The sequence below is a fragment of the Hyphomicrobium sp. CS1BSMeth3 genome (genome assembly GCF_900117415.1).
Taxonomy (GTDB): domain Bacteria; phylum Pseudomonadota; class Alphaproteobacteria; order Rhizobiales; family Hyphomicrobiaceae.
Genome location: NZ_FPEI01000003.1, coordinates 542,027 through 556,428, shown reverse-complemented (window position 1 = coordinate 556,428; position 14,402 = coordinate 542,027). Strand labels below are relative to the sequence as shown.

16 protein-coding genes and 1 pseudogene are annotated in these 14,402 nt (G+C 65.3%); 4 read left to right on the top strand and 13 right to left on the bottom strand.

Annotation, left to right across the window (positions count from 1 at the left end; genetic code table 11):
• Positions 1 to 360: pseudogene (locus CS1BSM3_RS04190) on the top strand (type III glutamate--ammonia ligase); the annotation flags it as partial.
• Positions 361 to 374: 14 nt separating this feature from the next.
• Here the strand turns inward: CS1BSM3_RS04190 and CS1BSM3_RS04185 are convergent.
• From CS1BSM3_RS04185 to CS1BSM3_RS04150, 8 genes are all read right to left on the bottom strand, one after another.
• The gene (locus tag CS1BSM3_RS04185) at positions 375 to 821 is read right to left on the bottom strand and encodes an SUF system Fe-S cluster assembly protein (protein ID WP_083528226.1); all 447 of its coding nucleotides are present in this window, start codon (positions 819 to 821) and stop codon (positions 375 to 377) included.
• Positions 822 to 834: 13 nt separating this feature from the next.
• A complete protein-coding gene (locus CS1BSM3_RS04180; protein ID WP_072385690.1) occupies positions 835 to 2,094 on the bottom strand; it encodes a cysteine desulfurase in 1,260 nt (419 codons plus the stop codon).
• 48 nt (positions 2,095 to 2,142) lie between these two features.
• Entirely contained in the window at positions 2,143 to 3,465 is a 1,323-nt protein-coding gene (gene sufD / locus CS1BSM3_RS04175; protein WP_072385689.1) for a Fe-S cluster assembly protein SufD, read from the bottom strand.
• 7 nt (positions 3,466 to 3,472) lie between these two features.
• Complete coding sequence (sufC, locus tag CS1BSM3_RS04170) at positions 3,473 to 4,228, bottom strand: Fe-S cluster assembly ATPase SufC (protein ID WP_072385688.1); 756 nt, start codon at positions 4,226 to 4,228, stop codon at positions 3,473 to 3,475.
• Positions 4,229 to 4,487: 259 nt separating this feature from the next.
• Positions 4,488 to 4,766, bottom strand: coding sequence for a hypothetical protein (locus tag CS1BSM3_RS04165; protein ID WP_072385687.1), 279 nt, complete (start codon positions 4,764 to 4,766; stop codon positions 4,488 to 4,490).
• Between the two features lie 217 nt (positions 4,767 to 4,983).
• Positions 4,984 to 6,528, bottom strand: a complete 1,545-nt coding sequence (gene sufB / locus CS1BSM3_RS04160) for a Fe-S cluster assembly protein SufB (RefSeq protein WP_072385745.1) — start codon at positions 6,526 to 6,528, stop codon at positions 4,984 to 4,986.
• Between the two features lie 46 nt (positions 6,529 to 6,574).
• Positions 6,575 to 7,717 (bottom strand): cysteine desulfurase family protein, encoded by a 1,143-nt coding sequence (locus CS1BSM3_RS04155; protein ID WP_072385686.1) that lies wholly within the window; start codon positions 7,715 to 7,717, stop codon positions 6,575 to 6,577.
• Entirely contained in the window at positions 7,714 to 8,187 is a 474-nt protein-coding gene (locus tag CS1BSM3_RS04150) for an Rrf2 family transcriptional regulator (protein WP_072385685.1), read from the bottom strand. Before CS1BSM3_RS04150 ends, CS1BSM3_RS04155 begins: the two co-directional genes overlap by 4 nt.
• Positions 8,188 to 8,453: 266 nt before the next feature.
• On the opposite strand from CS1BSM3_RS04150, the gene CS1BSM3_RS04145 reads away from it, so the two are divergent.
• Both CS1BSM3_RS04145 and CS1BSM3_RS04140 read left to right on the top strand, forming a co-directional pair.
• Positions 8,454 to 9,194, top strand: coding sequence for an alpha/beta hydrolase (locus tag CS1BSM3_RS04145; RefSeq protein ID WP_280174722.1), 741 nt, complete (start codon positions 8,454 to 8,456; stop codon positions 9,192 to 9,194).
• Positions 9,195 to 9,217: 23 nt separating this feature from the next.
• Complete coding sequence (locus CS1BSM3_RS04140; protein WP_072385683.1) at positions 9,218 to 9,994, top strand: MOSC domain-containing protein; 777 nt, start codon at positions 9,218 to 9,220, stop codon at positions 9,992 to 9,994.
• Here the strand turns inward: CS1BSM3_RS04140 and CS1BSM3_RS04135 are convergent.
• From CS1BSM3_RS04135 to ftsE, 4 genes are all read right to left on the bottom strand, one after another.
• On the bottom strand, positions 9,991 to 10,434 hold the full coding sequence (locus CS1BSM3_RS04135) for a Fur family transcriptional regulator (protein WP_072385682.1): 444 nt from the start codon (positions 10,432 to 10,434) through the stop codon (positions 9,991 to 9,993). The two genes, CS1BSM3_RS04140 and CS1BSM3_RS04135, sit on opposite strands and share 4 nt — an antisense overlap.
• Positions 10,435 to 10,618: 184 nt before the next feature.
• A complete protein-coding gene (locus CS1BSM3_RS04130; RefSeq protein WP_083528224.1) occupies positions 10,619 to 11,248 on the bottom strand; it encodes a YdcF family protein in 630 nt (209 codons plus the stop codon).
• Between the two features lie 130 nt (positions 11,249 to 11,378).
• Positions 11,379 to 12,479, bottom strand: a complete 1,101-nt coding sequence (locus CS1BSM3_RS04125) for a cell division protein FtsX (RefSeq protein ID WP_083528222.1) — start codon at positions 12,477 to 12,479, stop codon at positions 11,379 to 11,381.
• The gene (ftsE, locus tag CS1BSM3_RS04120) at positions 12,463 to 13,119 is read right to left on the bottom strand and encodes a cell division ATP-binding protein FtsE (RefSeq protein ID WP_072385681.1); all 657 of its coding nucleotides are present in this window, start codon (positions 13,117 to 13,119) and stop codon (positions 12,463 to 12,465) included. The genes CS1BSM3_RS04125 and ftsE overlap by 17 nt, the downstream gene beginning before the upstream one ends.
• Positions 13,120 to 13,359: 240 nt before the next feature.
• On the opposite strand from ftsE, the gene hpt reads away from it, so the two are divergent.
• Positions 13,360 to 13,905 carry a hypoxanthine phosphoribosyltransferase gene (gene hpt / locus CS1BSM3_RS04115; protein ID WP_072385680.1) on the top strand — a complete coding sequence of 182 codons (546 nt, stop codon included), beginning with the start codon at positions 13,360 to 13,362 and terminating at the stop codon, positions 13,903 to 13,905.
• Here the strand turns inward: hpt and CS1BSM3_RS04110 are convergent.
• Positions 13,902 to 14,399 carry a GNAT family N-acetyltransferase gene (locus tag CS1BSM3_RS04110; protein WP_072385679.1) on the bottom strand — a complete coding sequence of 166 codons (498 nt, stop codon included), beginning with the start codon at positions 14,397 to 14,399 and terminating at the stop codon, positions 13,902 to 13,904. The two genes, hpt and CS1BSM3_RS04110, sit on opposite strands and share 4 nt — an antisense overlap.
• Positions 14,400 to 14,402: the final 3 nt, after the last annotated feature.

Below are 14,402 nucleotides of genomic sequence, written 5' to 3'. Positions count from 1 at the left end.
AACTTCATCCGCATTCCGGATGCGGGTCGTTTCGAGATACGTCTCGCGGATGGTGCTGCGAATCCCTACCTCTTGCAGGCGGCCATTCTGGCGGCTGGCCTCGATGGGATGCGCAACAAGCGCGATCCGGGCAAGCGCCTCGACATCAACATGTACACCGAGGGCCATACGGTGAAGGACGTGCGCCGCCTGCCGCTCAATCTGCTCGATGCGCTGCGCAACTTCGAGACGAGCGACATGCTGAAGGCAGCCTTCGGCGAGGCGACGGTCGCCTCCTATGCCAAGCTGCGCCATGCCGACTGGAATGACTACGCGCGTCATCTCACGGACTGGGAGCGCCAGACGACGCTCGACTGCTGAGAGCGCTGTCGCGCTCAGAACATGTTGAGTGCGAGGCGCGCCTCGTCGGACATGCGGCTCTGATCCCAGGGCGGATCGAAGGTCAGGTTGACCGTGACCTGCCCGACGCCATCGACGCTGCCGACGGCATTCTCGACCCAGATGGGCATTTCGCCGGCGACCGGACAGCCTGGCGCCGTCAGCGTCATGTCGATGCCGATGTTGCGCTCGTCGTCGATGTCGATCTTGTAGATCAGGCCGAGCTCGTAGATGTCGGCCGGGATCTCGGGATCGTAGACGGTCTTGAGCGCGGCGACGATGTCGGCCGTCATCTGCTCGAGCTGCTCGGCCGAAAGCTTCGAGCCCTCGACGGGCGTGCCGCCTTCATCAACCGAGGGCGCGCGGCCCGGCGTCACGTGGGACTTCTCCGGCGCATCGCCACCGAGGATCAGCGTATCGCGCTCCACTGGCTTTCCGTCCATGGGGCTCACTCCATTACGCGAAGAAGTCGTGCGCTTTGATCAGCGCTTCGACCAGCGCATCGACCTCGGCACGGGTGTTGTACATGGCGAACGACGCGCGGCATGTCGCGGAGACGCCGAGGCGTTCCATGAGCGGCTGCGCGCAGTGATGACCGGCGCGCACGGCGACGCCCGAGCGGTCGATGATCGTCGAGATGTCGTGCGGGTGCATGCCGTCGATGTTGAAGGCGACGATGGAGCCCTTGCCTGGGGCGCGGCCGTAGATCTTCAGCCAGTTCAGCTCGGCAAGGCGCTGGTGGGCGTACGAGCGCAGATCCGCCTCGTGCGCGGCGATGTTCTCGCGGCCGATCTGCATCATGTAGTTCAGCGCAGCGCCGAGGCCTATGGCCTGCACGATCGGCGGCGTGCCGGCCTCGAACTTGTGCGGCGTGACGCCGTACGTGACGTTATCGGTTGTCACGGTCTCGATCATCTCGCCGCCGCCGAGGAAGGGCGGCATGGCATCGAGGTGCTTCTTCTTGGCATAGAGAACGCCGATGCCGGTCGGTCCGTACACCTTATGGCCTGTGAAGGCATAGAAGTCGCAGTCGAGGTCCTGCACGTCGACCGGCATGTGCACGGCGGCCTGCGCGCCATCGACGAAAACCGGCACGCCGCGTGTGCGCGCGATCCGCACGACTTCCTTGATGGGCACGACCGTGCCGAGCACGTTCGACATGTGCGTGACGGCGACGAGGCGCGTACGCGGGCTCAGCAGTTTCTCGAGAGCTTCGAGATCGAGCACGCCGTCGTCGCTGATCGGCGCCCACTTCAGCACGCAGCCCTTGCGCTCGCGCAGGAAATGCCACGGCACGATGTTGGAGTGATGCTCCATGATGGAGAGGACGATCTCGTCGCCCTCTTTGAAGTCGGCGCCGAAGCTGTAGGAGAGGAGGTTGATCGCTTCGGTGATGCTCTTCGTGAAGATCACCTGATCGACGCTCGGCGCATTGATGAAGCGCCGCGTGATCTCGCGCGCCTCCTCGAATTTTGCCGTCGCCGTATTGGAGAGGTAGTGGAGCCCGCGATGGACGTTCGCGTACTCCATTTTGTAGGTGTGATCGATCACGTCGAGGACGGCCCGCGGCTTCTGCGCGGATGCGCCGTTGTCGAGATAGACGAGCGGCTTCCCGTAGACCTCACGGAAGAGGATCGGGAAATCGGCCCGAATGCGCTCGACGTCGAAGGCCGCCGCGCCTGAGGGCGTCTTTGCGGTCGTTTCGGTGGTTGCCATGATCCGTCCTAGCTCCGGGCTGCGTTCATGGCCCGGTTGTTCGCGCGGCTACTTGGTGCGAAGCCAGTCGATGGCCAGCGTCCCGATCGCCTCGCGCACGGCCTCGTTCTCGATCTTCTCGACGGCCTCGCCGATGAAGCTCTCCGTCAGCATCGCGCGGGCGACGTCCGGCGGAATGCCACGCGAGCGACAGTAGAAAAGGAGGTCGGCATCGATCTCCGTGCAGGTGGCGCCGTGGCCGCACACCACGTCGTCGGCGTAGATCTCGAGCTCGGGCTTCGAGGAGAACTGCGCGTCCGGCGAAAGCATGAGCGCCTGCGACATCTGCTTGCCGTCGGTCTTCTGGGCATCGGGGCGCACGATGATCTTGCCTTGGAAGATGCCGTGCGCGCGCCCGTCGAGCACGCCCTTGAAGAGCTCGCGGCTCTCGCAATGCGGCACGGCATGGTCGACGACGAGCGTCGTGTCGATGTGCTCGGCGCCGCGCGCGAGGAAGGCGCCGGAGAGGTCGAGCTTGCCGCCCTCGCCGTTGAACAGAATATTGATGTCGTTGCGGGCGAGCGCGGGGCTCGCCGTGAGCTGGAAGCCGCGGTAGGTCGCGTCCTTGCCGAGCTTCGTCGTCCAGGTGGCGAGATGCGTCGACGCAGTCGCGTCGGCGAGGCTCTTGATGTGATCGCAGGTGGCGCCGTCGCCGATCGTGACGTCAGTGACGATGTTGCTGAGCGCGCCGCGTGCTGCGCCATCGAGCGTGACGTGGGCTTCGACGAGCGTGAGCTTGGCGCCGGCCTCGACACTGATGACATTGCGGACGGCGAGCGCAGTCGGCTCGGTGGCCGTGCGGGCGTGGACGAGCAGAACAGGCTTGCCGGGATCCTGGTCCTTGCGGACCTTGAGCAGCACGCCGTCGCTCATGAAGGCGGTGTTGAGCGCGACGACGGCACCGCCGTTCGAGCTGAACTTGCCTTCGAGCCAGGCCGGGGCCTTCTCGAGCATGGCCGCGAGCGACATCAGCTCGATGACCGTTGCTTCGGCTGAGACCTTCGAGAGGTCGGCGCTGTAGACGCCATCGACGAGGACGATGCGCTCGGCATCGATCGCGGCGAACGGGCCGAGCGCGCGGTCGAGATCGGTGCTTGTGACGGTCTTCGCGGTGGCCGCACCCGGCGCGGGCACATCACGCAGACGCTCGCGCAGATCGGTGTACTTCCACTCCTCGACGCGGCGGTGGGGCAGGCCCTCGGCGGCAAATGCGTCCATGGCGCGGGCGCGGAGCGCGCTCACCCAGCCGGTGCCCGGCAGTTTTTCCGCCGCGGCATCGAACTGCTCGCGCAGTTGGCTCTCGGCTTTCGTCTTCAGGGTCGTGACATTCATTGGGGCCTCACGCGGCCTTGCCGGTGAAATCGGCATAGCCGGACTTCTCGAGCTCGAGCGCCAGCTCCTTGCCGCCGGTCTTCTGGATGCGGCCCTTGGCGAGGATGTGCACCTTGTCGGGCACGATGTAGTTCAGCAGGCGCTGGTAGTGCGTGATGACCAGCATGGCGCGGTCCGGCCCGCGCAGCTTGGTTGCGCCCTCGGAGACGATGCGAATGGCGTCGATGTCGAGGCCCGAGTCCGTCTCGTCGAGCACGCAGAGCGTTGGCTCCAGCACGGACATCTGGAGGATCTCCATCCGCTTCTTCTCGCCGCCGGAGAAACCGACATTGAGGGGGCGCTTCAGCATCTCGTCGCTGACGCCGAGTTCCGCCGCCTTGGCGCGCACGAGTTTCATGAACTCGGGCGTGGTCAGCTCCTTCAGCCCGCGCTTCTTGCGCACAGCGTTCAGGGCCGCGCGCAGGAAGGTCATGGTCGCGACGCCGGGGATCTCCATGGGGTACTGGAAGGCGAGGAACACGCCCTTTGCGGCGCGCTCGTCAGGCCCCATCTCGAGGATCGATTCGCCATTCCAGAAGATATCGCCTTCGGTGACCTCGTAGTCGTCGCGGCCGGCGAGCACATAGGCGAGCGTGGACTTGCCCGAGCCGTTGGGCCCCATGATCGCGTGCACCTCGCCTTTGGGCACGACGAGATCGATGCCTCTCAGGATCTCGGCGCCGTCATCGGCAATGCGGGCGTGCAGGTTCTTGATCTCGAGCATGACAGGTCGGGTCTCCTAAGTTTCTTCCCCCTCTCCCCATCCTTCATGGGGAGAGGGCCGGGGTGAGGGGCTGCCACACTGCGGGCGATAGCGTTTGCCGCCGCCCCTCACCCTGACCCTCTCCCCGCGAGCGGGGAGAGGGAAGCTCATCTTCATCGTCATCCATCGCGCGGCTCGGCGAGCCGCAAATAGTCATCCTTCAGCGCCGCTGCCGCGGCACCCCCGTGTCGTCAGCTCGCTCAGGTCAGTCGGTCGCGGCTCAGGCGGCCTGCTGTGGACTTGCCCCTTCCAGCTCGATCTCCGAGGGATAGAGCACGCCGAGCCAGTCACAGGCGTCCGGCGACTTGTGCCCGAACTCCACCAGGAAGGCTTGACCCTGCTCCAGGGTCTCGAGGACCGTCACCTGGGAGCCTTGGCGAAGCGTCAGGCCGGGCCGCTTGATCGACAGGGCATTGCGTTGTTTCGCCTCGCTCTCTCCGATCTCACGCGTGAGCCGCGCCCTCATCATCACCTGACCGAAACCAGCTGCGTCACTCATTAGCTCACTCCTCAGATTGGGCAGCCACCGCAATTGGCGCCCCCGCGCTTCGCTCCCAGCACTCCGTGGTGCGGGGCCCCTCGTCCCCCACCATCTTTTTTTGGTCCAGCCTGTGGCCGAATGTCGCCATCCTACACATTCCGCTCCGAATTGGCAGGCTTTCGCACACGAATTTTACGCCTGCGGAGCTAATCGAACGCTGTTTACCTGAGCCTCATTAACCAACACTGCCCTCAAGGCTGATGCCGATCAGTTTCTGCGTCTCGGCCATGAACTCCATGGGCAGGTGCTGGAGGACGTCACGGACGAAGCCGTTGACGACCAGCGCCACCGCCTCCTCCTCCGAGAGCCCGCGCTGCGTGCAGTAGAAGAGCATGTTGTCCGAGATCTTCGAGGTCGTGGCCTCGTGCTCGAACTGAGCCGAGGAATTGCGCGCCTCGATGTAGGGCACCGTGTGGGCGCCGCACTTATCGCCGATCAGCAGGCTGTCGCAGTTCGTGAAATTGCGGGCGCCCGTTGCCTTGCGGTGTGCCGAGACGAGGCCGCGATAGGTGTTCTGCGAGAAGCCTGCCGCGATGCCCTTCGAGATGATCCGGCTCGTCGTATTGCGGCCGAGGTGGATCATCTTGGTGCCGCTGTCGACCTGCTGATGACCGTTCGAAATGGCGATCGAGTAGAACTCGCCGCGGCTGTTGTCGCCGCGCAGGATGCAGCTCGGATACTTCCAGGTGATGGCCGAGCCGGTCTCGACCTGGGTCCAGGAGATCTTCGCGTTCTTGCCGCGGCAGTCGCCGCGCTTGGTCACGAAGTTGAAGATGCCGCCCTTGCCGTCCTTGTCGCCGGGGTACCAGTTCTGAACCGTCGAGTACTTGATCTCGGCGTCATCGAGGGCGATCAGCTCAACCACGGCCGCGTGGAGCTGGTTCTCGTCGCGCGTCGGCGCGGTGCAGCCCTCGAGGTAGGAGACGTAGCTGCCCTTGTCGGCGATGATGAGCGTGCGCTCGAACTGACCCGTGTTCTTCTCATTGATGCGGAAGTAGGTCGACAGCTCCATCGGGCAGCGCACGCCCTCCGGCACATAGACGAACGAGCCATCCGAGAAGACCGCCGAGTTGAGCGCAGCATAGAAATTGTCGGACTGCGGGACGACCGTGCCGAGGTACTTCTTCACGAGATCGGGGTGCTCGCGGAGCGCTTCCGAGATCGAGCAGAAGATCACGCCTGCCTTCGCCAGCTCCTTCTTGAAGGTCGTGACGACGGAGACCGAGTCGAACACGGCGTCGACGGCGACCTTGCCGGCAAGGCTCGCGTAGCCGTTGGCCTCCTCGTGACCTTCGCCACTCGTTCCAGCATTGGGGCTCGGCTCGCCGGCCTTGCGCACGCCAGCCAGAATCTCCTGCTCCTTCAGCGGGATGCCTAGCTTCGCGTAGGTCGCGAGAATTTCCGGGTCGACCTCGTCGAGGCTCTTCGGCCCGCTGACGCCCTTGGGCGCGGCGTAATAGTAGAGGCTGTCGAAGTCGATCTTCGGGTACTTCAGCTTCGCCCAGGTCGGCTCCTTGAGTGCGCGCCAGCGGCGGTAGGCGTCGAGACGCCACTCGAGCATCCAAGCAGGCTCGCCCTTCTTCTCGGAGATGAAGCGGACGATGTCCTCGCTCAGGCCCTGCGGGGCCTTCTCGGTCTCGATGTCGGTCTCGAAGCCGTACTTGTACTTGTCGACGTCGATCGACTTGACCTGTTCGATGGTCTCTTGAACGGCGGCCATCTTGTTGTTCTCCGTGCTCCTGATCGTGTCGTTTCTGTTGTGTCGCTCAAGCGGCTGTTCGCGCCCGTGGGTGGGCGGCGATCTCTCGCCAGGCAGCGACACAGCGGTCGATATCGTGGTTCGTAGTCGTCGGTCCGATGCTGATGCGGATAGCGGATCGGGCTGTCGTCTCGTCGAGGCCCATGGCCATGAGGACATGGCTCGCGCCGATCTTGCCGGCCGAGCAGGCGGCGCCCGCGCTCACGGCAATGCCGGCGAGATCGAAGCGAATGACCAGCGTCTCGGCGGCGTGGCCCGGCAGGGCGATGCACGTCGTATTGGGCAGCCGCTCGGTGCCGGCACCGACGATGCGGGCCTCGGGTGTCGTATCGAGAAGGTTCGCTTCCAGACGGTCGCGCAGCGCGGCGATGCGGGCGTGCTCGGCAACCGTCTTGCGCGCAACGTCAGCAGCCGCGCCGAAGCCGGCGATGCCTGGGATGTTCTCGGTGCCGCCGCGGCGGCGACGCTCCTGCCCACCACCACGGATGAGGGGCGGCAATTCGCGGCCGTCCCGCACGACGAGGGCGCCGATGCCCTTCGGGCCGCCGAGCTTGTGCGCCGAAAGCGCCATGAAATCCGCGCCGATCGCAGCGAAATCAATGGGGATTCGGCCGGCAGCCTGGGCGGCATCCGTGAAGACCAGAGCGCCGGCCTCGCGGGCGATCGCCGCCACCTCGGGGAGGGGCTGCAGCACGCCGGTCTCGTTGTTCGCGATCTGGAGCGCGGCGAGGATATTGCCTGCACCGTACTCGGTTACGGCCGAGCGCGCTTTGTCGCCAACCTCGGCCAGATCGACGCGGCCATCCGCGTCGACGGCCAGCGCGATGTGCTGCCCGGTTGTCGCTTCCGCAGGCCGCAGCACGGCATCATGCTCGATCCCCGCGACCAGGATCGCCGACCAGGGGGCCGCCAGAACCGTCGCGCAGGCCTCTGTGGCGCCGCTCGTGAAGACGATTTCGGAGGGACGCGCGCCGATGAGAGCCGCAACCTGCTCGCGCGCGGTCTCGACGACGGCGCGGGCGCGGCGCCCCTCGGCATGGACCGAGGAGGGATTGCCATGGACGTCAAGCGCACGCTCGATCGCCGCGCGCGCTTCGGGAAGAAGCGGCGCTGTCGCGTTCCAATCGAGATATGTGCGCTCGGCGGTCATCGCGCGGTCTGCACCTCGGATGGGCTGATGAAGGCCTCGACAGCGGGCCGGCCGCGATGGGCAGGCAGGCCGTCGAGCACGTCCTTCAGGGTTACGGTCGAGAGGAAGCCCGCGATCTGGGCGCCAAGGGCCTCCCAGAGATTGTGCGTGAGGCAGCGGTGTCCGGGGAGGCACGGCGCACCGTCCTCGCCCCGGCAGCGCGTCATGCGGGTATCTTCCTCGACGGCCGACATGATGTCGGCGATCACGATCTCGGCGGCCGGTCGGGCGAGCCGGTAGCCGCCGGCACGGCCGCGGGCGCTCTCGACGAGGCCGGCGCGGCGCAGGCGGATGAAGATCTGCTCGAGGTAGGCGATCGAGATCTGCTGGCGCTCGGCAATCGCCGGGAGGGGGGTCGCATCGCTGGCGCGCTGGCTGGCGAGGTCCGCCATCGCCATCACGGCGTACCGCCCTTTGGTGTTCAGTTCCATGGCCCCACTCGCCTCACGCAACCTGCCCAAACGCCGCGACGCACCTTCTGCTGGTCTGGCTCGGCTGCCACAAAGGGCGATGCCGCGGCGCCACAACGACCTTGCATTCGAGGCATGGTTACGTGCTAAGAGACGCGCGACACAGGCCCGGTACGGCAACGCTCAGTTTGGAGCGTTTCTAAATCCTGACCTGTATATGGAAATTCCGAGCGAGCAAGTCAAGTATTTTCGATGCCGCGCCTGAAGACGCCGATCTGGGCCGCATCGTGTGCATACGGACGCCGTCGCTCAAATTCGACCGATGCCCGCGCCCGAGCTCAGAAAGCCCGAAAGGTCCCATGCCCGAAATCATGATCAACGGCCCGGCCGGCCGTCTCGAAGCCCGCTACCATCACGAAGGGCGCAGCGAGAATCCGATCGCGCTGATTCTGCATCCGCACCCGCAGTTCGGCGGGACGATGAACAATCAGATCGTCTACCACCTCTACTATACCTTCCAAGAGCGCGGCTTCTCGGTGCTGCGCTTCAATTTCCGTGGCGTCGGACGCAGTCAGGGCTACTTCGACAACGGGCCCGGCGAGCTTTCCGACGCGGCTTCCGCCCTCGACTGGCTGCAGCTCCAGAACGCTGATAGCCGCTCGTGCTGGATTGCCGGTGTCTCGTTCGGCACGTGGATCGCGATGCAGCTTCTCATGCGGCGGCCGGAGATCGACGGCTTCATCTGCGTGGCGCCGCCGGCGAACCTCTACGACTACTCCTTCCTCGCGCCGTGCCCGTCGTCGGGCCTGCTGATCTCGGGCGAGCGCGACAAGGTGGTGCCGCCTGCGGCCGTCGAGGAGATGTCGCGCAAGACGAAGACGCAGAAGGGCATCAAGATCGATCACACGATCATTCAGGGCGCTGGCCACTTCTTCGAGGACAAGAACGAGGAGCTGAGCCAGATCGTCGGCGACTACGTCGACAAGCGCATGGTCGAGATCGAGAAGGCGAAGCGCGAGGCCGAGTAGCCCGCGCGGGGAGGCTGAAGGAAATGAGCACTTCAGCAACACCGAAGGTCACAGCGCTCTACCGCTATGCCGTCAAGGGATTGAGCGGGGAGGCGCGCGATCGCGTGACGCTCGACGTCGGCGGCACCATGCCGTTCGACCGTGCCTATGCGATCGAGAACGGTCCTGGGCGCTTCGATCCCGACAATCCGCGTCATCTCCCGAAGATCACCTTCCTCATGCTCATGCGCGATGAGCGGCTTGCAACGCTCGTCACGACATTCGACGATGCGACCGAGACGCTGACGGTCATGCGCGCGGGAAAGCAGGTCGCGCGCGGCCAGCTCTCGACGCCGCTCGGCCGCAAGATGATCGAGCAGTTCTTTGCCGCTTACATGAAGGCCGAGCTGCGCGGGCCGCCCAAGGTCGTGTTTGCGCCGGAGCACACCTTCTCGGATGTGCCCTTCAAGTGCGTGCACATCGTCAATCTCGCCTCCGTGCGCGAGCTCGAGCGCGTCACGGGGCGGCCGGTCGATCCGCTGCGTTTTCGCGCGAATGTCTTCATCGACGGCGTGGAGCCCTGGGCAGAGCTTGGCTGGATGGGGCATGAGCTTGCGCTCGGTGGTGTGCGTCTGAGCGTGGTGGATCGGACGAGCCGTTGCGATGCGACGAATGTCGATCCGCAGACCGGCGCGCGCGATATGGGCATCCCGACGCTGCTTCATCGCACATGGGGCCACAGCGATTTCGGCGTTTACGCGAAAATCATCGCAGGCGGCGAGCTGGCCGTTGGCGATGCGCTGGCAGTGCCTTCTGTTTAGCGCTCGCGCCGCCGCTTGAGGGGCACGCCGAAGAGCTGCAGACGATGGCCGACGAGCTCGAAGCCGAGCTCCTTGGCGACGCGCTCCTGCAGGCGCTCGATCTCCTCGTTATGAAACTCGATCACCGCGCCTGTCTCGACATTGATGAGGTGGTCATGGTGTTCGCCCGACGCTTCCTCGAAGCGCATACGGCCGGCGCCGAAGTCGTGCCGCGCAATGATGCCCTTGCGCGTGAGCAGCCCCACTGTCCGATAAACCGTCGAGAGCGAAATGCGTGGGTCGACGGCGTGCACGCGCCGATAGACCTCATCCACGTCCGGGTGGTCGGAGGCTTCGGAGAGCACGCGGGCGATCACGCGCCGCGGTGCAGTCATACGCAAGCCCTGCTCGGCGCAAAGCTTTTCGATCCTGCTGGCCTGCTCTGGGGCCTCTTCGGACATGCAGACGTTTCGCCTTCTGATGCCACCGGACGGCGGGTTGCCTTGCAGGGACCGCAGCAATCCGATGCTTCGGACCAGCGTCTGAAAGACCGAGGTCCGCATGTGTGGCCTTATAGGTCAGCCGCCCCGTGGCGTCCACAGGCCGTGGCCGGATCATCTGCGCCTTTGGATAACGTCTGACACCTCAGCGGACGGCGGCGGCGGCCGATTGCGTTCGGCCGCTGCCGAACAATACCTGGGCGCGCGCCCAGCCGAGACGGGTCGCCGAGGCGATGAACTTCACGTACTCGCTCGCGAGCAGACGCAGCGAAGCTGGATGCTGCCACCAGGATCGATCGCGCATATGCCGCGAGACGACGGGATGCGGGACGAATTCGATCCCCGGCATGGCGCGCGCAAACTCGGCGAGCGTGCGCGGCATATGATAGCTCGACGTCACCACGATCAGCGAACGATAGCCGCGCGCGGCCGCCCAGTCGCGGGTCTCCTCGGCATTGCCGATCGTATCGCTCGCCTCGCGGCCGATATCGACGCAACACTCGAAGAGCTGGCGCCGCTCGCCGGTATGATCGCGAATTGCGGCTTCGCTCGTGCGCGGATGCACGCCCGAGATCAACAGGCGCCGGCCACTGTCCTGACGGAGGAGGGCCAACGCGGCACTGATTCGATCCTCGCCGCCCGTGACCACCACGATCGCGTCCGCACGCTGGGTCTCGGCCTCGTGCATTGTCGTAGCGCTCACGGCAAAGGCAATGAAGCCGCCGACGAGGCCGGCGACCAAAAGGCTCAGCAGCACTGAAATCAGCCGCATCATAGCCTGGATCCGAAAGCTCCCCCTGTTGTGCGGGCGCCGCTTGTCACACGCGAAGCGGATTTGTGCTCACATCCAGACTTGTGTCAACGCGCGGAGGCCGGATGTGGCGGTCCGTGGTTGCTCTGTGCGCTCAATGCTGGCTGTGCAGGATGCGCTTGACGCTGAGGCGCGAGGTGAACATGCACAACACGGCGATGATGAGAACGACGAGGACGAGGACGAGATAACCAAGCACGTCCAGCGTGCCGGAACCGATCAGACGGCGGAATTCGGCCATGCTCAACGCGCCACCGCCCATGAACTCGGTGATCGACGGCATCAGGAAGAAGACGCCCATGGCGCATACCGCGCCGACAAAGCCTGCCCGAATGCCAAGTCTCAGGAACTGCGTCTCGAATTCGCGCGCGATGAAGCGGTCCGTTGCGCCAACGAAGTGGAGAACTTCGACGATCTCGCGATTGGAGGCCATCGCGCTGCGGGTCGCCGAGATGATGATCGCCATGGTCGCAGCGCCGACGAGGACGAGGATCGCGATACCGCCGAGGGCGAGCGAGCGCGTGACGGCGCGGATCTGCTGCTGCCAGTGGCGGTGATCGTCGAGGGTCGCATTCTTGAACTGCTCACCGAGCCCCGTGCGGAGCCGTTCGAGGTCCGGCGGCGCGTTGCGGTCGAGCTCGAGCGCGATCAGGCGCGGCACGGGCAGTTCCTTCAGGACCTCGGATTTGCCGAGCCAGGGCTCGATCAACTCGGTGGCGCTCTGGAGGCTCAGCGGCCGGACACCCCGTATGCCCGGCTGCCCGGCGAGGAAGACCGTGAGGTCACGCACGACGCGCTCGGTGTCGACGTTCTCGCGCGGCTCGATCTGGATGGTGACCTCGCTCGACACATTGCGCAGCCAGGCCGATGCGGACTGGTTGATCATGTAGACCGCGCCGGCCGTGAGGCAGGCGAGGAAGCACATGATCGTCACGACGAGCGTGAGCGACGTGCCTGTCACGGTGCCGGCGGGCACGATCGAGGAATTCACCTGGATCGAGGCCATATCGACGGGCGGCAGTGCGGTCGAGGCCTTGTGCTCGTGGGGCGGCGTGCCGAGTTCGAGCGGCTGCGTGTAATCGTCCTGGTGCGGTGGGCCGGTCGGCGGCGACGTGTAGTCGTCGACGTCGTCGTACGCCCGCGATGCCTGCGGTCGTCCCGGTGACCAAGCCGGCCTGTCATACGATCCTGACATGGCCCTCGTTCAGCTCCAGCCGTGGCGCCCTGTACTGGCGCATGAGTTGATGATCGTGCGTCGCGATGACGACGGATGTGCCGAGCCGATTGAGCTCGACGAAGAGGCGCAGCAGGCGGCGCGCCATCTGTGGATCGACGTTGCCGGTCGGCTCGTCGGCGAGCAGCAGCTCGGGCTTGCCGATCACCGCGCGGGCGATGGCCGCGCGCTGTTTCTCACCGCCCGAGAGCACCGAGGGGTTGGCGTGCATCCGCTCGCCGAGGCCGACCCATTGCAGAAGGTCGGTCACATCCTCGCGGTATTCGTCGAGACGGCGGCCGACAACGCGGAGCGGCAGCGCGACGTTCTCCCAGGTCGAGAGATGATCGAGCAGGCGGAAGTCCTGGAATACGATGCCGATGCGCCGGCGCAGCTCGGACCGGCGGCTCGAGTCGGCGCGATTGACGCTCTGGTTGAACAGTTCGAGGGTGCCGCGGGTCGGCTTCAGCGACAGGAACAGCATCCTGAGCAGCGAAGTCTTGCCGGCGCCCGATGGCCCCGTCAGAAAGTGAAAGGAGCCGGGTTCGAGATGAAACGAGACGTCGCGGAGCACGTCTTCGCCGCGCCCGTATTTCAATCCGACATTCTGGAGCCTGATCACTCCGGTATCCCCCTGCGGCCTTTCCCCCTCGTCGCCGCTCCTTCCGATCGATGCGCGGGACGTCGCCGCCGCGCGATCAATCAACAAGGAATGTGGCACGGTAATGAGCCGCCTTGCTCAGCCGATGCGGTCGCGCGCCGCAGTCGGCTGCCCGCAGCACATCGCAATGCCGTCACGAGCCTGCTATACCTCGCGTTGGCTTGTCTGCAACCCTGAGTTTACACACTGCGAGTGAAATATATGCCTGACAGCGCCCCGGGAATGGAAGCGATCGAGGTTATCTACACGGCAGAGAGCATCGCCGACCGGATCGCCGTGCTGGCGGAGGGCATTGCCGCGTTGAAGCTCGATCGGCTGCTGGTCGTGCCGATCCTGACGGGCAGTTTTGTGTTCGCGGGCGATCTGTTGCGCGGCCTGCACCGGGCGGGCCTCGCGCCCGAGGTCGATTTTCTGTCGGTCTCGAGCTACCGCGATGGCACCAAGTCGGTGGGCAAGGTGGATATTCTGCGCGATCTCAAGCTCGATGTGGCGGGTCGCAACGTCCTTGTGATCGATGACATTCTCGATACCGGACGCACGCTCGCTTTCGCCAAGGACCTGATCGCCGCGCGGGGCGCCGCCCAGGTTGTCACATGTGTCCTGCTCGACAAGAAAACGCGCCGTGCGGTGGCCATCGAGGCGGACTATGTCGCGTTCGAGTGCCCCCCAGTGTTCGTCGTGGGCTATGGCATGGACCTCGCGAGCCGCTTCCGCGAGCTGCCGTTCGTCGGGCGCATTGTTGGTTAGGGCCTGTCCCGCACCATCAGCCAGCTTTGCCCGTTCGCACCGTCATCGCGAATGCCAATCCAGCGATAGCCTGCGCGCTCGGCCGCGCGTACGGCTGGCTCATAGCGCACGGGCACCAGCGTTGCGGCGGCAGGCGCCAGCGTGGATGAGAAGATCTCGCGCGTAAGGGCCGAGAGTGCGATCTCGCCAGCACCGCGCTGGCGATGGGCCGGATCCGCAATGAAAAGCGTTACGACGTAGGTGCCGGCGGGCAAGCCCTCGGTTCGCGCGCCGCGAACGAGATCGGCATCGAGCGCGTGGCCATAGCCGATGGGAGCGTCGGCGGCGAGAATCAGCCTGCAGATGGCCGAGGGGCTTTCTGCTGCAATGGCGATCTCGGCTTCGGCGGCGGAAAGCCCACCCCACCAGGCCTGGATTTCGGCCTGCTGCAACCACGCGCGCACGCGATCCCAGTCTTCATGACGATTGAGATCGCGCAGCGTGATGTCGGGCACGGA